This window comes from Pseudomonas sp. P4_C8, from assembly GCF_056401975.1.
On the sequence record NZ_JBFUIH010000037.1, the window covers coordinates 59,972 to 79,861 of the forward strand.

The following is a 19,890-nucleotide window of genomic DNA, read 5'->3' on the forward strand; positions in this document are numbered from 1 at the left end:
ACAGCTCCGATTAGCGGGTTTCGTTGAACAGTTCGCGACCGATGAGCATGCGACGGATCTCACTGGTGCCGGCGCCGATTTCGTACAGCTTGGCGTCACGCAGCAGACGACCCGCCGGGAATTCGTTGATGTAGCCGTTGCCGCCCAGAATCTGAATTGCGTCGAGGGCCATTTGCGTGGCGCGTTCGGCGCTGTACAGAATCACGCCGGCAGCGTCCTTGCGCGTGGTTTCGCCACGTTCGCAAGCCTGTGCCACTGCGTAAAGGTAAGCGCGGCTGGCGTTGAGTTGGGTGTACATGTCGGCAACCTTGCCCTGGATCAGCTGGAATTCGCCGATGCTTTGGCCGAATTGCTTGCGGTCGTGAATGTACGGAACGATCAGGTCCATGCACGCCTGCATGATTCCGGTCGGGCCGCCGGAGAGCACAACGCGCTCGTAGTCGAGGCCGCTCATCAACACTTTCACGCCGCCGTTGAGCACGCCGAGGATGTTTTCTTCTGGCACTTCCACGTCATCGAAAAACAGCTCGCAGGTGTTCGAACCGCGCATGCCGAGCTTGTCGAACTTGTTGCTGCGGCTGAAACCTTTCCAGTCGCGTTCAACGATGAATGCGGTGATGCCGTGCGGGCCTTTTTCCAGGTCGGTCTTGGCGTAGATCACGTAGGTGTTGGCGTCAGGGCCGTTGGTGATCCAGGTTTTGCTGCCGTTGAGCACGTAGTGATCGCCGCGTTTATCGGCACGCAGCTTCATCGAGACCACGTCGGAACCGGCATTCGGTTCGCTCATGGCCAAGGCGCCGATGTGCTCGCCGCTGATCAGTTTCGGCAGGTATTTGCTTTTCTGTTCGTGGTTGCCGTTACGGTTGATCTGGTTGACGCAGAGGTTGGAGTGGGCGCCGTAGGACAAGGCAACCGACGCCGAACCACGGCTGATTTCTTCCATGGCCACTACGTGGGCCAGGTAACCCAGGCCGGCACCGCCGTACTCTTCCGGCACGGTAATACCCAGCAGACCCATGTCGCCGAATTTGCGCCACAGGTCGGCGGGGAACAGGTTGTCGATATCGATCTGAGCCGCGCGCGGGGCGATCTCTTTGGCGACGAAGGACTGAACCTGATCGCGCAGCATGTCGATGGTTTCACCGAGGGCAAAATTCAGGGATGGGTAGCTCATGGGGCACCTTTTGGCTTTTTTGTAGGGCGGGGAGGGCAGTGATTCGTTTCTCACCTTTACGTTAACGTAAGCCTGTGACGAATGGCTGTCAATCACCCTTTACGTTAACGTCAACTTGAGCGACTCTGTAGGAGCAAAGCTTGCTCGCGATGAACGATAACGCGGACTTACACTGACACCGCGTTACTCCTATCGCAGACAAGTCGGATCGCCGCATCGCTCGTTCCTACAATAAAGACAATAGGGGTCATCATGGATCAACCCAGTGCAAGCCCGCAGCGCAGCTATACCCGTGGCTCCCAGGACAAAGCCTTGCTGGCGATGACCATCGGTCAGGCGTTCGATAACACCGTTGCGCAGTACGCGACCGGGGAGGCGCTGGTCGTGCGCCATCAGCAGCTGCGTTACACCTGGCAGCAACTGGCCGACGCCGTAGACCTGCATGCCAGAGCGCTGCTCGCGCTGGGCTTGCAGGCTGGTGATCGTCTCGGCGTCTGGGCACCGAACTGTGCCCAGTGGTGCATCAGCCAGTTCGCCAGTGCGAAAATCGGCGTGATTCTGGTCAATATCAACCCGGCATACCGCAGTTCCGAACTCGAATACGTGTTGAAGCAATCCGGTTGCAAATGGCTGGTCTGCGCCGGCGCGTTCAAAACCTCCGATTATCACGGGATGCTGCTAGGTCTCGTTCCTGAACTGGCCGAGCAATCCATCGGAAAATTGCACAGCGAACGTCTGCCCGACCTGCGCGGTGTCATCAGTCTGGATGCGCAACCGCCTTCAGGTTTTCTGCCCTGGTCGCAATTGGCGGATCTGGCTGCCAGCGTTTCGATGGAACAGCTGCGCGAGCGCCAGGACAGCCTGCATTTCGATCAGCCGGTGAACATCCAGTACACCTCCGGCACCACCGGGTTCCCGAAAGGCGCGACCCTCAGTCACTACAACATCCTCAACAACGGTTACATGGTCGGCGAAAGCCTCGGCCTGACCGCCGATGATCGCCTGGTGATTCCGGTGCCGCTGTATCACTGCTTCGGCATGGTCATGGGCAATCTGGGCTGCATGACCCACGGTAGCACCATGATTTATCCGAATGATGCTTTCGATCCGCTGCTGACCCTGACTACCGTCGCCGAAGAAAAAGCCACGGCGCTTTATGGCGTACCGACCATGTTCATCGCCATGCTCGATCAGCCCAAACGTACCGAGTTTGATCTGTCGAGCCTGCGCACCGGGATCATGGCTGGTGCCACGTGCCCCATCGAGGTGATGCGCCGGGTCATCAACGAAATGCACATGAACGAAGTGCAGATTGCCTACGGCATGACGGAAACAAGCCCTGTGTCGTTGCAGACTGGTCCGTCGGACGAACTGGAGTTACGCGTGACCACCGTCGGCCGCACCCAGCCACAGCTGGAAAGCAAAATCATCGACGAGGCCGGTAACCTCGTGCCGCGCGGCACCATTGGCGAGCTGTGCACCCGCGGTTACAGCGTGATGCTCGGTTACTGGAACAACCCGCAAAGCACCGCCGAGGCCATCGATCAGGCCGGCTGGATGCACACCGGCGACCTGGCCAGCATGAACGACGAAGGCTATGTATGCATTGCCGGGCGCAACAAGGACATGATCATCCGGGGCGGTGAGAACGTTTACCCACGGGAGCTGGAGGAGTTCTTCTTCACCCACCCGGCGGTGGCTGACGTACAAGTGATCGGCATCCCGTGCTCGCGTTATGGTGAAGAGATCGTCGCCTGGATCAAATTCCACCCGGGTCACAGTGCCACCGAGCAAGAACTCCAAGCGTGGTGCAAGGAGCGCATCGCGCACTTCAAGACGCCGCGTTACTTCAAGTTCGTGGAGGAGTTTCCGATGACAGTGACCGGCAAGATCCAGAAATTCCGGATGCGCGAGATCAGCGTCGCGGAGCTCAAAGCGAAGCTGTAGGAGCTGGCTTGCCAGCGAAGGCGTCGGGACATCCAGCATTCATGTTGACTGACCCGCCGCCATCTCGGGCAAGCCTCGCTCCTGCAAAGGACAGCGAAAACCTGAACACCAGAAAGCACAAAGGGGAGCCGAAGCTCCCCTTTAATTTTGTCGTTGCGCGTGCTCTTTTTTTATTATTGAGGGGCGGTTTATTGTTGTTTTTAGAAACCGTGACCCTTTACCGCTGTTTTTGTCGATCCCCATCCGGGATCAAGAGCAAACGTATTTTTTTGAGCGCTGATCTACTTTTTCGCTGAGCGATCCAACCAGTTCGGGAGCTACCTGAAGGTAGTTTTATTGTTCTCTGCCCGGTTGCGGGTAACTCCGAAAAGCACCCTGAAAAGCACACCTTCTCCAAAAAAATCTGTTAGCTGCGTCTCTGCCGTGTTGTTTTTGTTATGTCAGAGTCGTTACGTCTTATTTTTATTAGTGTTTGCTGCTTTTTTTGTTCTTGTTATGCAGTAGAGATAGCAGGAGCCGTGCCAACTTTTTAAAACCCTTTAAAATCAATGATTTATAATTTTGTAGGGTTTTTCTATCGGTCGAATCCCGACAATTTGTTTCCGTGTTACTCGCTTGTGCCCACGTTTCAGACGTCGCGGTAACACCCGAAGGCCTCACTGTGCACTGCGAGCCTTGGCCACACGCGAACCGGTCGGACGACCCAGCACCGTGCAAATCTGTTGACCGGCCAGGATTAATGCATCCAGGTCGATACCGGTCTCGATACCCAAGCCATTGAGCAGATACACCACGTCTTCGGTGGCGACGTTACCGCTGGCGCCCTTGGCGTACGGGCAACCGCCGAGGCCGGCGATGGAGCTGTCGAACACCGAGATCCCTTCCAGCAGGCTGGCGTAGATGTTGGCCATGGCTTGGCCGTAGGTGTCGTGGAAGTGTCCGGCGAGTTTTTCACGGGGCACGTCGGCCGAGACCACCTCGAACATCTTGCGCGTGGCGCCAGCGGTGCCCGTGCCGATGGTGTCGCCCAGCGACACTTCGTAACAGCCCATGGCGTAGAGCTCGCGCGCAACCCGGGCGACTTGCTCGGGGGCGACGTTACCTTCGTAAGGGCAGCCCAGCACGCAGGACACATAACCGCGTACGCTCACGCCATGTTGTTTGGCGGCGTCCATGATCGGTACGAAACGCTCCAGGCTTTCGCTGATCGAGCAGTTGATATTGCGCTGGGAAAACGCTTCGGACGCGGCGGCGAATACCGCTACTTCCTTCACACCCGCCGCCATCGCGTCTTCAAACCCACGCAGGTTGGGGGCGAGCGCGCCATAGGTCACGCCGGGTTTGCGCTGGATCTGCGCGAAGACCTCGGCGGAGCCGGCCATTTGCGGCACCCATTTGGGCGAGACGAAACTGCCGACTTCTATATATCCGAGGCCGGCGGCGGTCAGCGCGTCGACCAGCTGCACCTTGTCGGCAACGCTGATCGGTTGGGCTTCGTTTTGCAGGCCGTCGCGGGGGCCGACTTCGACAATGCGTACGTGGGTGGGAAGGGACATGGCGTTGGACCTGTTGAAATTGTATGAATGTTCACAGAACCCTGTAGGAGCTCAGCTCCTACACGACCTGCTGGCTCTTGATGGTTTGTTCCAGCGCCTGAGTACAGCGCTCCTGCGCGGTGTCCAGTTCCAGCTTCATCTGCTCGATGTCGAGCATCTGCTGCTCCAACTGTTCGCGGCGCTCGGCGATCTTGCTCAACATGGTTTGCAGTTGTTTCTGATTGCCGCCGGTGGGGTCATACAGCTCGATCAACTCGCGGCACTCGGCCAGGGAGAAGCCAATGCGCTTGCCCCGCAGGATCAGCTTCAGGCTGACTTTGTCGCGAGGCGAGTAGATGCGCTCCTGACCGCGACGCTCGGGGCTGAGCAGGCCTTGTTCTTCATAAAAGCGGATGGCCCGCGTGGTGATATCGAGCTCGCGGGCGAGGTCGGAAATGCTGTAGGTCTGGCTGCTCATGGAAGCGCTCGAAAAAGGTCATGGCGCTAAGCTAATGGCAGGTTGACGTTTACGTCAAGGGGCGGGGAGCTTTGGTGGTCTGGCGGGCCTCATCGCGAGCAGGCTCGCTCCCACAGGGGTTATCAGCAATGTCACAGATTTTGTGTTCACCGCCGATCCCATGTGGGAGTGAGCCTGCTCGCGATGGGGTCGCCTCGGTATCAAGGATTACACCTTTTCGAGCTTCTTCTCATGTGCCGTCACCTGCTGGCACAACTCGATCATTTGCTCGCGCATCCAGCGGTTCGCCGGGTCCTGGTCGGTGCTTTCGTGCCAGTAGAGGTGAGTTTCCACCGGTGGCACGTCGTTGACCGGCAGGCTGAAGGCGTGCAAATCATTGCGACGGGCGAAGCGCTCCGGCACGGTCATGACCATGTCGGTCTGTTGCAACACTTGCGAGGCCATCAAGTAATGCTGGGACCGCAGGGCGATCTTGCGCTGGATGCCCATTTTTCCCAGGGCCAGATCAACATGACCCAGTCCGCTGCGGCGGCTGGAGATGTGGATGTGGGTCATCGACAGATAATCATCCAGAGTGAATTTCTCTTTGCCCGCCAGCGGATGGCCCTTGCGCATGGCGCACACGTAACGGTCTTCCATCAACTTGACGTGACGCACTTGTGGGTCGGTGTTGAGCGGTGCATCCACCGCGAAGTCGAGACGCCCGGCTGCCAGTTCCTTGGTAGTTTCGCGGCGCTTGGACAGGAAACTTTCGATGATCACCGTTGGTGCCAGGCGGCGCAGGCGCTGGAACAGCGGCGGCAGGATCACCGCTTCGGTGAGGTCGGTCATGCTGATGCGATAGGTCTTGACCGCCTGCAGCGGGTTGAAAATGCGGCTTTCCTGCACCGACACGCGCAACAGGGAGAGGGCGTTACGCACCGGCCCGATGATGTTCTGGGCCATGGGCGTCGGCACCATGCCTTGGGCGGTACGCACAAACAACGGATCGTTGAAGGTCTCGCGCAGGCGAGCCAGAGCGTTCGAGACCGCTGGCTGGGTAATGCCGACAATCTGCCCGGCGCGGGTCAGATTGGCCTCGGTGTAGATCGCGTCGAAGACGATGAAAAGGTTGAGGTCGACCTTGCTCAGATTCATTGCGCTGCACTCTTATTGTTTGGGGCTTTTGTTGTGGCCGGAGGCCTTCGCGATCAGTCGATCATATATCGGTGATGAATGTTAATACACGCCGAGAATAGGCTAGGTAAATTTTCATAGCTGTTCTAGCATCGATTGCATGACCTAAACAACCTCTGCCCAAGAAGGTAATGCTCATGGATTTCGCTTATTCGCCCAAGGTTCAGGAACTGCGTGAGCGCGTAACCGCGTTCATGGACACTTACGTTTATCCCGCTGAGGCGGTGTTCGAACGCCAGGTTGCCGAAGGCGATCGCTGGCAGCCGACCGCGATCATGGAAGAGCTCAAACTCAAGGCCAAGGCTGAAGGCCTGTGGAATTTGTTTTTGCCTGAATCCGAACTCGGCGCCGGCCTGACCAACCTTGAATACGCACCGTTGGCCGAAATCATGGGCCGCTCGTTGCTGGGACCAGAGCCGTTCAACTGCTCGGCGCCCGACACCGGCAACATGGAAGTGCTGGTGCGCTACGCCAACGAAGAACAGAAACAACGCTGGCTCGAACCGCTGCTGCGCGGAGAGATCCGCTCGGCGTTCGCCATGACCGAGCCGGATGTTGCCTCCTCCGACGCCACTAACATGGCTGCTCGCGCTGTGCGTGATGGCGACGAGTGGGTCATCAACGGCAAGAAATGGTGGACCTCGGGTGCCTGTGATCCACGCTGCAAGATTCTGATATTCATGGGCCTGAGCGATCCTGATGCGCCGCGCCACGCCCAGCACTCGATGATTCTGGTGCCGGTGGACACACCGGGCGTGAAGATTGTTCGTCCGCTGCCGGTATTCGGTTATGACGACGCCCCTCACGGCCACGCCGAAGTGCTGTTCGAAAACGTCCGAGTGCCGTACGAAAACGTCCTGTTGGGCGAAGGACGCGGCTTCGAAATCGCTCAGGGGCGCCTTGGCCCAGGCCGGATTCACCACTGCATGCGTTCAATCGGCATGGCTGAACGGGCGCTGGAATTGATGTGCAAACGCTCGGTCAGCCGTACCGCGTTTGGTAAGCCACTGGCGCGTCTGGGCGGCAACATCGACAAGATCGCCGACTCGCGGATGGAAATCGACATGGCACGCCTGCTGACGTTGAAGGCGGCGTACATGATGGACACCGTGGGCAACAAGGTGGCGAAGAGCGAGATCGCGCAGATCAAGGTGGTCGCGCCGAACGTAGCCTTGCGGGTCATCGACCGGGCGATTCAGATCCATGGCGGGGCAGGGGTTTCCAACGATTTCCCGCTGGCCTACATGTATGCGATGCAGCGCACCCTGCGCCTGGCCGACGGCCCGGACGAAGTGCACCGCGCGGCCATCGGCAAATTCGAGATCGGCAAGTATGTGCCGAAAGAGATGATGCGTAGCGGGCAGTAAGTTAGACCGCGTTATCGTTCATCGCTGGCAAGCCCGGCTCCCACAGGTATAGCGTGATCCTGTGGGAGTCGGGCTTGCCAGCGATGGCGTCAGTCAATTCAACACAGCAACATCAGATTCAATACACCCAAACCTCAACCCGCCGATTCTTGATTCGCCCCTCATCCGCACTGTTGGCCGCCACTGGCATTTCGGCGCCAAAGCCGCGAATTTCGCGAAACACCACGCCGCTTTTCACCAGTTCACGCCGCACCGCCATGGCCCGCAACTTCGACAGCAAATCGGCGCGCGCCGGGTCACTCTTGGCATCGCCAAACCCTACCAGCGTGACTTGGCGATTGGTTTTATCACGCTGCTTTATATAGTCGAGCACCCGTGACAGGTCTTGCAGTGCCTTGTTGTCGAGCGTCGCGCTGCCTTCTTCAAAGCGGAAATTCACCGACAGCCGCTGAGCATGACGACTGAGTGCCTGATAACCCTCCGGCATCATCGCATTCGGCGTGACCGTGATGGCCTGGACGGTCTGGGCGATAAAACCGTTAGCCGCGACAATCGCCTGACCTTGGTTGCTTTGCGCGAACGCCGCCAAGGCCTCGGCCCAAGGGTTTTTCCCATGCGGGGGCAAGTAAAAGAACAGTCGGCGGGACAACGGATAGTCTTCCGTGGCGATCAGGCTATTGAGCGGCGGCATTGCCTGGGATTGGCCATCGACGATCGCCACGGCTTTGGCCTGGCGCACATAAGGCAGGCCGATGAACCCGATGCCTTGCGGGTCGAGGCTGACGGCGTCGGACAATTGCTCGCTGGATTCGAAGCGTTTCGCGGCGCTGTTCAGCGTTTTCCCACGATGACTGAGGACTACTTCGTTAAACGTGTCGTAGGTGCCCGATTGGTCATCCCGCGCATAGAGGTGAATCGCTCCACCGCTGCCGCCGAGTTCTTCCCAGGTTTTTGCTTCGCCGCTGAAAATTCTCGCCAGTTGTTCGGTGTCGAGTTGATTCAGCGGGTTCTGCGGGTGAAGGATGATTGCCAGCCCGTCGATGGCGATGACTTGCTCGGCCTCGGGGCTTTTGAAGTCGCCCAAGGGGTCGAGGTCTACAAGTTCGCTGTCTTTGATCGGGCGCGAGGACGCGGCGAGGTCGGCGCTGGCGTTTTTCAGGGCCGTGAACCCGGTGCTGGAACCATGGGCCGCGACTTCAACCACGACTCGGCGGCCCTGTGCGGTTTCGCCGATGATGCGTTGTTCGTTGGCTTTATCCGCACGTTCACTGTGAACCTTGATCAGACCCTGCTCGCGCATCAGGCCTTCGACCAGCGCCGGGCCCAGGGCCGCGCCGATGGTGTTGGAACCCTGCATGCGCAGAACGGGGCCATTGGCGGGTATCGGTAAATCAGCGGCCGATGCCTTCAATGGCAGGCCGGCGCACAGCATCAACACAAACAAAACGCGCAGCGTCATGCCCGCACCTTAAAAAATCATAGAAAGTGCGGGGAGAATAAGTCAGCAAGATTTCCGAAAGATGACAATTGCCCCTGTAGGAGTGAGCCTGCTCGCGATAGCGGTGAGTCAGTCGACAGGTGTGCTCAATTCAAGCCAGATCGGTGCATGATCGGACGGTTTTTCCATCCCGCGCAGTTCGTAATCCACGCCTGCGTCCTTGATCCGTGGCAGCAGGCCATGGGAGGCCATGATCAAGTCGATTCGCAGCCCGCGCTTGGGCTCGTCTTCAAAGCCGCGGCTGCGGTAATCGAACCAGCTGAAACGGTCGGTCACGTCCGGGTTCAGGTGACGGAAACTGTCCACCAGGCCCCAGTTTTTCAGGCGGGCCATCCACTCGCGTTCTTCCGGCAGGAAGCTGCACTTGCCGGTTTTCAGCCAGCGTTTCATGTTGTCCGGGCCGATGCCGATGTCGCAGTCTTCCGGTGAAATGTTGACGTCTCCCATGACCACCAGCGGCTGATCGTTGCTGAACTGGCTTTCCAGCAGTTGTTGCAGGTCGCTGTAGAAACGTTGCTTGGCCGGGAACTTGGTCGGGTGGTCGCGGCTTTCACCTTGTGGGAAATAACCGTTCATGATGGTCACCGGTACGCCATTGGCGTCGGCGAATGTGCCCCAGATGAAGCGGCGCTGAGCGTCCTCTTCATCGGTGGCAAAGCCTTTGTGCAGGGCCAGCGGTTCTTTACGCGAGAGCAGGGCGACGCCGTAATGGCCTTTCTGCCCATGGAAATACACGTGATAGCCCAGCGCCTGAACCTCGGCCAGCGGGAACTGGTCGTTGTGAACCTTGGTTTCCTGCAAGCCGATGACGTCGGGCTGGTGTTTTTCAATCAGCGCCGCCAGCTGATGCGGACGAGCGCGCAGCCCGTTGATGTTGAAGGAGACGATCTTCATGGTCGGCAGTCCTGGCAAAAGGGCGATGCTAGCTGACATGTAGGAATCGGGCCAGCGTGGGGTGAGGGGATTCGTGTTCGGCGGTAGGTCTTCTATGGCTCTTGCGGGCCTTATCGCGAGCAGGCTCGCTCCTACAGTCCCAGTCTGGTCTATACCTTTGTGGGAGCGAGGCTGCTCGCGATGGTGCAATCACCGTCAGCACTGACTTCGATCAGTAAGGAACTGTGTCAGCACCGATAGGCTCGTAACAACAAGAGCACAGCCATTTGAGCTGTACCGGGGAGATCAACCGTTATGCCTGAAACCTCGACCGCCATCGCCGACATTCACATGCTCGACAGTGGTTATGCCCACGAAGCGCGATCCCTGCTTTACCACGCTTACCGGCACGAACCGACCTTCGGTTACCTGTTCGAGGCCGAACGCCCCGGCTATGAACATCGCGTGCGGGCGACCGTGCGCGAACTGGTCAAACAACACTTTCTTCAGGACTTGCCGGCTATCGGTCTGCTGGTCAACGACCGTTTGATCGGCATAGCGCTGATCGCGCCGCCGCTACGACGCTTGGGTATCACCGAAAGTTGGGCCTGGCGTTTGCGCATGGTGCTCAGCGCGGGTTTTCGCAGCACCCGCCGCTATCTCGACTACCACGCCGCCGTTGCCGCTTGCGTGCCGAGTGACTCGGTCCATGTGTTGCCACTGCTGGGCATTCACCCGCAATTTCAGGGCAAACACTTCGGCGAACAACTGCTGCAAGCGGTGCATAATTGGTGCGCAGTGGATGAAACCTCCGAAGGTGTGATCCTCGACACCGGGAATTCTCGCTATCTGGAGTTCTATAAGCGTCAGGGGTACGAGGAAATCGGCGAGGTTGCCGTAGGACCGATTCGCGAGCATGTTTTTTTCCACGCCAATCCGCAGGTGTTACAAACCTCAACGGCATAAACGGTAGAACTTTAACGCCATGCGAGGCTCTATCACGCTCCCAAGCTCGTGATAGCATCCGCGCCTATGAAGTTTCCAGGAAGATTTACCAGTGGCGTGCTGATGCTGTTCACCAGCTGCGCGGCGCTGGCCCAAAGTGAATTGGATGTTCGGATCAAACCGTCCAACGATGAGCTGAAAGCCAATATAGAGGGCTATATCGGCAGCCTCGGCGATCGTGACGAAGAAGCATTGCAACGCTTCAGTCGTGGCGCCGAGGAGCAGGCGCGCAAGGCCGCCCAGGCCTTGGGTTATTACCAGCCGCAGATCGACAGCGACGTGACGGGCGGCAAAACGCCGCGCCTGGTGCTCAACATCGACCCCGGCGAACCGGTGCACTTGCGCAATGTCACGATTCGTATCGACGGCCCGGCCGCATCACTCAAGTCTTTTCGTGTGCCCAAAAGCGCTTCGCTGAAAACCGGTGCGGTGCTCAATCATGGTCATTACGAAGACGCCAAACGCCTGATACAGAATCAAGCCTCGCGCTTCGGCTTTTTCAGCGGTCACTTCACCAGTCAAAAATTGTTGGTGGACCCGCGCGCTGGCGTGGCCGATATCGAACTGATCTACAGCAGCGGCCCGCGCTACGCCTTGGGCAAGGTCAGTTTCGAAGGCGATACGCCGTTTGACGAGGACCTGCTGCAACGCATGGTGCCGTTCAAGCAAGGCGCACCTTACGACTCCGAATTGATCGCCGAACTCAATCAGGCCATGCAATCGAGTGGTTATTTCGAAAGTGTTCGAGTGGATGCGACGCCGACGGCGTCCCAAAATGATGTGATCCCGGTTGACGTCAAACTCGAAACCCGCAAACCACGGACCATGGGCCTGGGGCTGGGTTATTCCACCGACGTCGGTCCCCGGATCAAGGCCAACTGGACCCGGCACTGGGTCAATCCGCAGGGGCACAGTTATGGCTGGGAGGCCGAAGTCTCGGCGCCTCGGCAAAACGTCGGGCTGTTCTACGACATTCCCCTGGACCCGCCGCTGACCGACAAACTGCGCTTTGCCGGTGGTTATCAGAATGAAGAAATTGACGGCACCGACACCCGCAGCAAACTGCTGACCCTCGGCCCGGAATGGCACAGCAAACTGCCCAGTGGCTGGCAGCGGGTGGTGTCGCTGAAATGGCAGCACGAGGATTACAAACTGGGTGACGACTCGGGGTTGAGTAATTTGCTGATGCCCGGCGTCAACTATTCCTACCTTAAAAGCGACAACCGCATCGACCCGCACAACGGCTATCGCCTGCAATTCGACTCCAAAGTAGCAAAAGAAGGCCTGGGTTCGGACAATAACCTGTTGTACGGCACCGCGTTGGTGAAAGGCTTGACCACGGTTTTCGAGAAACACCGGTTGCTTGGCCGGGTACAGGTCGGCGGCAGTGCTACCAATGGCTTCAAGTCAGTGCCGCCGTCGTTACGGTTTTTCGCCGGTGGCGATCAGAGCGTGCGCGGTTACGACTATCAGAGCCTGTCCCCGGAAAACTCCGAGGGTGACCGCATCGGAGGTCGTTACATGGTGGCGGCGAGCGCAGAATACCAATACTCCATCGCCGAAAAATGGCGGGTCGCGACCTTCGTTGACCAAGGCAACGCCTTTAATACACTCGATCTGCCGAGCCTCAAGACCGGGGTAGGTATCGGCCTGCGCTGGGTCTCGCCGGTGGGGCCGTTGCGCCTTGATCTGGCCCACGCGCTGGATGACGACGGCGGTATTCGACTGCACTTTTCCATGGGGCCTGAGCTGTGAATCGTGGTTTGAAAATAACGCTGCTGGCGATTCTGGCGCTGCTCATGCTGGTCGTTGTCGCCGTCACCACAGTGTTGGGCACCGCTGGGGGCAGCCGTTGGGCGCTCGGTTTTGCGCCGGGTCTGACCCTTGAAAATTTTCAGGGTCGTCTGGGTGGACAATGGAGTGCCGATCATCTGGTGTGGCAGCAGGACACCAGCCGGGTCGAGCTGAGCAAAGTAATTTTTGCTTGGTCGCCGCTGTGCCTGACACGTATGGCGTTGTGCATCGAGCAACTGAAAGCCGATCAGGTCAGCCTGCAATTTCCCCCCGGTACCGATGAAGCAAGCAGCGGGCCGATCAGCCTTCCGGACCTGACATTGCCCTTGGCGATTGAACTGGGTGATGTCCAGGTTGGTAGTCTGCTGTTCAACGGCAGCGAAGCGCTCAAAGGCCTGCAACTGGCGGCGCACTGGACGGTGCAAGGCTTGCAGATTGATTCGGTGAAGTTGCAACGCGATGATCTGAGCCTGAACCTCTCCGGTCTGCTGCAACCCACCGGCAACTGGCCGCTCAAAGCTGAAGGCAACCTGACCCTGCCGGCTCCCGAGCCTTGGGCGCTGGCGCTGAAAGTGGACGGCGACTTGCTGAAAACCCTGAACCTGAAAGCCGACAGCAGCGGTTACTTGAACGGGCAACTGACCGGCGAGCTGCAACCGCTGGCGGACAACTTGCCGGCCAAGGTACGAATCACCGCCGACGGCTTCAAACCCGCCGCTGACTTGCCAGACACCTTGCAACTCAATCAACTGGAACTCACGGGCGACGGCGACCTGAAAAACGGGTACCAGTTGCTCGGTAAAGCCACGCTGCCCGCGGAGCAAGGCCCGGTCGCGTTGCTGCTGCAAGGCAAGGTCGATGCCAAGGGCGCGCAGATCGCCGGCCTTGACCTCACCGCCAACGACAAGCAAAGCCTCAAACTCAGCGGCACCCTCGACTGGAGCAAAGGCCTGAGCGCCGACGCGAAAATCGACTGGCTGGATTTTCCGTGGCACCGCCTCTATCCGTCGATTGACGAACCGGAAGTGGCATTGCGCAGCTTCAAAGGCGACATCTCCTACACCGACGGCAAGTACCTCGGCAGCTTCACAGCAGCGCTGGATGGCCCCGCCGGTGCCTTCACCCTGATCAGCCCGTTCAGTGGCGACCTGACCAAAATTTACCTGCAACAAATTCAACTCCAGGCCGGGCAGGGCAAGGCCGAAGGGCACCTGAACCTGCAATTTGCCGACGGCATTGCCTGGGACACCGCGCTCGACCTGTCAGCGATCAACCCGGCGTATTGGGTCGCCGAATTGCCGGGCACACTGGCCGGCCCCTTGCGCAGCAACGGCGAGATGAAGAATGACAAACTCAGCCTCAATGCGGACCTCGACCTCAAAGGCAAACTGCGCGGGCAACCTGCCGTGATCCAGGCCAAAGCCGACGGCGATGGCGAGCAGTGGARCCTCAATGCGCTACAAATCCGCCTTGGCGACAACAGCATCAACGGCAAGGGCAGCCTGCAACAGAAACTCGCCGGCCAGATCGATATCAAGATGCCGCGTCTGGCCCAGCTCTGGCCGCAACTGCGCGGTCAACTGAACGGCCGCATCGATGTCGCCGGCACGATCAAGGCGCCGCAAGGCAAGCTCGGGCTGCAAGGCACGCAACTGGCTTTCGACGACAATCGCCTGCAAAGCCTGAACCTCGACGCGACCCTCGACAGTGCGCAACGGGCGAAAATCGACCTCAAGGGCAGCGGTATTCAGGCCGGTGACACGTCGCTGGGCACGCTAACCGCCAGCGGTCAGGGCGACATCAAAAACCAGAAGCTCAGCCTCGACTTGCAAGGCCCGAAACTAAAGCTGGCCCTCGGCCTTGACGGTGCGCTTGACCAAGGCAACTGGCGCGGGCGCCTGGCCAGCGGCGATATCCAGACCGGCGGGCAAGACTGGAAACTGCAAGGCCCGGCGAAACTGGAGCGACTGGCGGATGGCAAGATCAACCTGGGCGCTCACTGCTGGATGTCCGGCCCGGCCAACCTGTGCGGTGAAGACCAGCGTTTAATGCCAGAGCCGAAGCTGCGTTTTCACCTCAAGCAGTTCCCGATTGAAAGTCTGGCGCAGTGGCTGCCCAAAGATCTCGCCTGGAAGGGCCGGCTCAACGCCGACCTGCAACTGGACCTGCCCGCCAGCGGCCCGAACGGTCTGATCAGCATCGACGCCAGCGGCGGTACATTGCGCATGAAGGAGAAGGACCAGTGGCTGGACTTCCCGTACCAGACGCTGAAACTCACCAGCAAACTCACGCCAAAACGTATCGATACGGACCTCAACTTCGTCGGCGGCAAGCTCGGCGAGTTGATGGTTCAGGCGCAGCTCAACCCGTTGCCGAAGAACAAACCGCTAACCGGTTCGTTCCGCTTGAGCGGGCTCGACCTGTCGGTGGCGCGGCCGTTTGTGCCAATGGTCGAGAAAATCACCGGGCGCTTGAATGGCAGTGGCACGATCTCCGGTGGCCTGTTGGCACCGCAGGTTAACGGCAGCCTGTTGCTTAGCGACGGCGAAGTCTCCGGGCCGGAATTGCCGATGGCGCTTCAAGCCTTGCAGCTGCGAGCGGTGATTGCCGGTGAAACCGTGCAATTGAATGGCGACTGGAAAAGCGGCAAGACCGGGCAGGGCACCCTCAACGGCAACATCGCCTGGGGACAGGCGCTGGTGGTGGACCTGGCGCTCAAGGGCTCGCAGCTACCGGTCACCGTCGAGCCGTACGCCAAGCTGGAAGTCGCGCCGGACCTGAAGATCTCGATGAAAGGTGACGAACTGGCAATCGCCGGCAAAGTGCTGGTGCCCAAAGGCGAGATCACCATCCGCGAGTTGCCGCCTTCCACGGTCAAGGTATCCGATGACGTGGTGATCGTTGGCCGGCAGACCGAAGAGGGCAAACCGCCCTTGGCCATGAAGATGGACATTGATGTGGTGGTCGGCGCTGACAAGCTGAGCTTTGCCGGGTTTGGCCTGACCGCTAATGTGCAGGGCCAGGTGCACATCGGCGACAACCTGGACACGCGTGGCGAACTGTGGCTCAACGACGGGCGTTATCGCGCCTACGGTCAGCGCCTGACCGTGCGCCGGGCGCGCTTGTTGTTTGCCGGCCCCCTTGATCAGCCTTACCTGGACATCGAGGCGATTCGCCAGACCGACGATGTGATCGCCGGTATTCGCCTGAGCGGCAGCGCCGAGCAACCGACCACGCAGATCTTCTCCGAACCGTCCATGAGCCAGGAACAGGCGTTGTCCTATCTGGTGTTGGGGCGTCCGCTAAGCAGCAACGGCGAAGACAACAACATGCTTGCCCAGGCAGCGCTCGGCTTGGGTTTGATGGGCAGTTCGGGGGTGACTGGCGGATTGGCCAAAAACCTGGGGATCCAGGATTTCCAACTGGATACCCAGGGCAGCGGCACCACTACCGCCGTCGTGGCCAGTGGCAATATCTCGGAAAAACTCAGCCTGCGTTATGGCGTGGGCGTGTTTGAACCGGCCAACACCATTGCCCTGCGCTACAAGCTGAGCAAGAAGGTCTTCCTCGAAGCGGCAAGCGGCGTGGCGAGTTCGCTGGACATCTTCTACAAGCGGGATTTCTAAGCCCGTTTCCTTCAAAGACACCGAGTTCCGACGATGGCGTCAGTGTGCCCGACGCAAAATACCCGACACCATTGGTCAACTAATTGCTAAGCAACCTAACTATTGCGTTGACATTGGCTGCCTAGGCAGTAACATCTCGTCATACATTCACTGCCTAGGCAGCTAATTGGTGACTCGATGAAACATTTCTCGCCAGATGATTTCCACAATTGCCATCTCGGCCTCCTGCTCGGGCGCGCCGCGCTGCTCAAGGACCGGCTCATTGACACTCACATGGAACCCTATGGCATCACCGCCGCGCAGTTCAAAGTGATGATCATCGTCGCCCAGTTCGGCGTCGATACCCCGGCCGAGCTGTGCCGTCACCTGTCGCTGGACAGCGGTTCGATGACCCGCATGCTCGATCGTCTGGAACAGAAAGGTTTTCTCATCCGCCAACGCTCGGAGGCAGATCGCCGCCAGGTTCAACTGGTGCTGACCGAAGAAGGCCAGGCACTCGCCGACCGTCTGCCGCACATCGGCGCCGACGCGATGAACGAACTGGCCAAGGCCATCACCCCGGATGAATTGAAAACGCTGGAACAAATCCTGAAGAAGATTCTGGTGGCAGCCGGTGACTCGATCACGCTGCTGCGGGTAGGCGACAAATGAGCAGTAAAACCCTGCGTACAGGCCTCAGTCTGGTGCTGGCCGCCATGACCCTGGCCGGTTGCGCCAGCTACAGCGGCCTGACCACCAAAGGCCAAAGCCTCGACGCGAAAACCCTCAAGGCCGGTCAATCCCTCAGTGGCGTAACCCTTTCGCCGGCGGCCTGGCCGAAAGCCGACTGGTGGAAAAGCCTCGGCGACCCACAGCTCGATGGCCTGATCCGCGAAGCCCTGCACGACAGCCCCGACATGCAAATTGCCGACGCCCGCGCGCATCAGGCCAGCGCCGCTGCCTACGCCGCCGACGCCGCGCGCATGCCGACCCTCGATGCTGGTGCCGGCGTCAGCCGTTCGCGACTGTCCCGTGACCAGGACCCGACCGGGCAGGGCGGCACTTACGCCACCGTGCGCAACATTGGCGCCAGTTTCAATTACAACTTCGATCTCTGGGGCGGTCAGCGCGACGCCTGGGAAGCAGCGTTGGGCCAAGCCCGTGCTGCCGAAGTCGATCAACAGGCCGCGCAGTTGACCTTGGCCGCTGACGTCGCGCGCGCCTATAGCGATTTGGGTCAGGCGCACATCGTCTATGACCTGGCTAATGAAGACCTGACACGCACCCGCAAAATGCTCGACTTGAGCCAGCGTCGCCTGAGTTCGGGCATCGACAGCGAGTACCAGCTCCAGCAAACCCAAAGCCTGGAAGCCACGTCCGAGGCCAGCCTGATTGACGCCGAAAAACGCCTGAACAGCGCAAAAATCGCCTTGGCCGTGCTGCTAGGCAAAGGCCCGGATCGCGGCAAAGAAATCGCTCGGCCGAAAATCCTTCAGGCCAGCGCTGTCGCTCTGCCGTCGGTGTTGCCCGCCGAGTTGCTCGGTCGTCGTCCCGACCTGGTGGCCGCACGCTGGCGAGTCGAGGCGGCGAGCAAGAACATCGCCGCCGGCAAAACCCAGTTCTATCCCAACTTGAACCTCAGCGCCGCCGCCGGTGCCGAATCGTTGTTGGGCGACGCAATGTTTGGTTCGGCGAGCCGCTTCTTCAATATCGCCCCCACGATTTCAGTGCCGATTTTCGATGGCGGCCGGCTGCGTGCCGACCTCGATTCGCGAGACGCCGATTACGACCTCGCGGTGGCGCAGTACAACAAAAGCTTGGTGAAAGCGCTCGGTGACGTCAGCGACTCCATTAATCAGTTACGCGATATCGGCCGGCAGATCGGTGCTCAGCAGCACGCTACCGACATTGCCCAGGATTCTTACAACACCGCGCTCCAACGGTACGGTTCCGGCATCGGTAACTACCTGGACGTGCTCAGCATCGAGCAGCAGTTGCTCCAGGCCCAGCGTCAGCTGGCCAATCTGAATGCCGAGCAGATCGACCTGTCGATCCAATTGATGCAAGCGCTGGGCGGCGGTTTTCAGGGAGAAACCCTGACCGCAGCCAACGCAATCCCAGCCACGCAGTACAACTAATTCAAGGTATTGGTCATGGCCACTGTCGATGCACCTCAAGCTCCGGACAACGCGCAAGACACAAACAATCCGCGTAAACGCAAAGTCATGCTGGTCGCGCTGGCGATCCTGGTCGTCCTCGCCGGTGTCGGCGTCTGGGGTTATCACGAACTCTACGGGCGCTGGAAAGAAAGCACCGACGACGCCTACGTCAATGGCAACGTGGTGGAAATCACCCCGCTGGTCACCGGCACCGTGGTCAGCATCGGCGCCGATGACGGTGACCTGGTCCACGAAGGTCAGGTGCTGATCAACTTCGACCCGAACGACGCTGAAGTCGGGCTGCAAAGTGCCCAGGCCAATCTGGCCCGCACCGTGCGTCAGGTCCGCGGTTTGTACAGCAACGTCGACGGCATGAAAGCCCAGGTCAATGCCCAGCAGGCTGAGGTGCAGAAGGCGCAGGACAACTTCAATCGCCGGAAAAACCTCGCCGCAGGTGGCGCGATTTCCCAGGAAGAACTGTCCCACGCTCGCGATGACCTGACCTCGGCGCAAAACGCCTTGGCCAACGCCAAACAGAAATTGAACACCACTAGCGCTTTGGTGGATGACACCGTGGTCTCATCGCACCCGGACGTGATGTCGGCTGCCGCGCAACTGCGTCAGGCCTACCTGAACAACTCGCGCAGCACCTTGATCGCGCCGGTGACCGGTTACGTGGCCAAGCGCTCCGTTCAATTGGGACAACGGGTTCAGCCGGGCACCGCGTTGATGGCGGTGATTCCGCTGGATCAGCTGTGGATCGACGCCAACTTCAAGGAAACCCAACTGCGTGACATGCGTATTGGTCAACCGGTGGACATCCAGGCCGACCTGTACGGCAGCGACGTGAAATTTAGCGGCACCATCGACAGTCTCGGCGCCGGCACCGGCAGCGCGTTTGCCCTGCTGCCCGCGCAAAACGCCACGGGTAACTGGATCAAAATCGTGCAGCGCGTACCCGTGCGGATCCACATAAACGCCGAAGAACTGGCCAAGCATCCATTGCGCGTGGGGCTGTCGACTCAAGTCGATGTGAACCTGCGAGACCAGAGCGGCCCGGTGCTGGCGCAACAGCCGCCGCAAAAGGCCTCGTTCAGCACCAATGTTTATGATCGTCAACTGGCCGAAGCCGACGCGATGATCACCCAATTGATCCATGACAACAGCGCCGCGGTCAGCAAGACCGCGCAACGCTGATTCGCCATCACACCGACCCTGTGGGAGCGAGCCTGCTCCGGGCGGCGTTCCGACGATAGCGGTGGATCAATCAACAAAGATG

At 59.4% G+C, this 19,890-nt stretch carries 14 protein-coding genes; 8 read left to right on the forward strand and 6 right to left on the reverse strand.

Annotation, left to right across the window (positions count from 1 at the left end; all coding sequences use genetic code 11):
• Nucleotides 1-10 precede the first annotated feature (10 nt).
• Nucleotides 11-1,174, reverse strand: coding sequence for an isovaleryl-CoA dehydrogenase (locus AC1DWM_RS22095; RefSeq protein WP_008031893.1), 1,164 nt, complete (start codon nucleotides 1,172-1,174; stop codon nucleotides 11-13).
• A gap of 252 nt (nucleotides 1,175-1,426) precedes the next feature.
• Between AC1DWM_RS22095 and AC1DWM_RS22100 the strand changes: the two genes are divergently transcribed.
• Nucleotides 1,427-3,121 carry an AMP-binding protein gene (locus AC1DWM_RS22100; RefSeq protein ID WP_477796104.1) on the forward strand — a complete coding sequence of 565 codons (1,695 nt, stop codon included), beginning with the start codon at nucleotides 1,427-1,429 and terminating at the stop codon, nucleotides 3,119-3,121.
• 656 nt (nucleotides 3,122-3,777) lie between these two features.
• Here AC1DWM_RS22100 and AC1DWM_RS22105 read toward each other — a convergent pair.
• From AC1DWM_RS22105 to AC1DWM_RS22115, 3 genes are all read right to left on the reverse strand, one after another.
• Nucleotides 3,778-4,677 (reverse strand): hydroxymethylglutaryl-CoA lyase, encoded by a 900-nt coding sequence (locus AC1DWM_RS22105; protein ID WP_223517162.1) that lies wholly within the window; start codon nucleotides 4,675-4,677, stop codon nucleotides 3,778-3,780.
• A 58-nt stretch (nucleotides 4,678-4,735) separates the two neighbouring features.
• Nucleotides 4,736-5,134, reverse strand: a complete 399-nt coding sequence (locus AC1DWM_RS22110) for a MerR family transcriptional regulator (RefSeq protein ID WP_223517160.1) — start codon at nucleotides 5,132-5,134, stop codon at nucleotides 4,736-4,738.
• A 207-nt stretch (nucleotides 5,135-5,341) separates the two neighbouring features.
• Nucleotides 5,342-6,271, reverse strand: a complete 930-nt coding sequence (locus tag AC1DWM_RS22115) for a LysR family transcriptional regulator (protein WP_223517159.1) — start codon at nucleotides 6,269-6,271, stop codon at nucleotides 5,342-5,344.
• A gap of 176 nt (nucleotides 6,272-6,447) precedes the next feature.
• On the opposite strand from AC1DWM_RS22115, the gene AC1DWM_RS22120 reads away from it, so the two are divergent.
• Nucleotides 6,448-7,677, forward strand: coding sequence for an acyl-CoA dehydrogenase (locus AC1DWM_RS22120; RefSeq protein WP_452627295.1), 1,230 nt, complete (start codon nucleotides 6,448-6,450; stop codon nucleotides 7,675-7,677).
• Between the two features lie 118 nt (nucleotides 7,678-7,795).
• Here AC1DWM_RS22120 and AC1DWM_RS22125 read toward each other — a convergent pair whose 3' ends face one another.
• The gene (locus AC1DWM_RS22125; protein ID WP_477796105.1) at nucleotides 7,796-9,136 is read right to left on the reverse strand and encodes a substrate-binding domain-containing protein; all 1,341 of its coding nucleotides are present in this window, start codon (nucleotides 9,134-9,136) and stop codon (nucleotides 7,796-7,798) included.
• Nucleotides 9,137-9,244: 108 nt separating this feature from the next.
• Complete coding sequence (xthA, locus tag AC1DWM_RS22130) at nucleotides 9,245-10,069, reverse strand: exodeoxyribonuclease III (protein WP_477796106.1); 825 nt, start codon at nucleotides 10,067-10,069, stop codon at nucleotides 9,245-9,247.
• Nucleotides 10,070-10,363: 294 nt separating this feature from the next.
• Here xthA and AC1DWM_RS22135 point away from each other — a divergent pair, with 294 nt between their 5' ends.
• The 6 genes from AC1DWM_RS22135 to AC1DWM_RS22160 all read left to right on the forward strand — a co-directional run bounded on the left by AC1DWM_RS22135 (nucleotide 10,364) and on the right by AC1DWM_RS22160 (nucleotide 19,808).
• The gene (locus AC1DWM_RS22135) at nucleotides 10,364-11,014 is read left to right on the forward strand and encodes a GNAT family N-acetyltransferase (protein ID WP_223521170.1); all 651 of its coding nucleotides are present in this window, start codon (nucleotides 10,364-10,366) and stop codon (nucleotides 11,012-11,014) included.
• A gap of 66 nt (nucleotides 11,015-11,080) precedes the next feature.
• Complete coding sequence (locus tag AC1DWM_RS22140) at nucleotides 11,081-12,808, forward strand: autotransporter assembly complex protein TamA (RefSeq protein ID WP_223521168.1); 1,728 nt, start codon at nucleotides 11,081-11,083, stop codon at nucleotides 12,806-12,808.
• On the forward strand, nucleotides 12,805-16,473 hold the full coding sequence (locus AC1DWM_RS22145; RefSeq protein WP_477796107.1) for a translocation/assembly module TamB domain-containing protein: 3,669 nt from the start codon (nucleotides 12,805-12,807) through the stop codon (nucleotides 16,471-16,473). Before AC1DWM_RS22140 ends, AC1DWM_RS22145 begins: the two co-directional genes overlap by 4 nt.
• Nucleotides 16,474-16,650: 177 nt before the next feature.
• Nucleotides 16,651-17,124, forward strand: a complete 474-nt coding sequence (locus tag AC1DWM_RS22150; RefSeq protein WP_223521164.1) for a MarR family winged helix-turn-helix transcriptional regulator — start codon at nucleotides 16,651-16,653, stop codon at nucleotides 17,122-17,124.
• Nucleotides 17,121-18,590 (forward strand): efflux transporter outer membrane subunit, encoded by a 1,470-nt coding sequence (locus AC1DWM_RS22155; protein ID WP_477796108.1) that lies wholly within the window; start codon nucleotides 17,121-17,123, stop codon nucleotides 18,588-18,590. The genes AC1DWM_RS22150 and AC1DWM_RS22155 overlap by 4 nt, the downstream gene beginning before the upstream one ends.
• A gap of 15 nt (nucleotides 18,591-18,605) precedes the next feature.
• Complete coding sequence (locus AC1DWM_RS22160; RefSeq protein WP_477796109.1) at nucleotides 18,606-19,808, forward strand: EmrA/EmrK family multidrug efflux transporter periplasmic adaptor subunit; 1,203 nt, start codon at nucleotides 18,606-18,608, stop codon at nucleotides 19,806-19,808.
• Nucleotides 19,809-19,890: the final 82 nt, after the last annotated feature.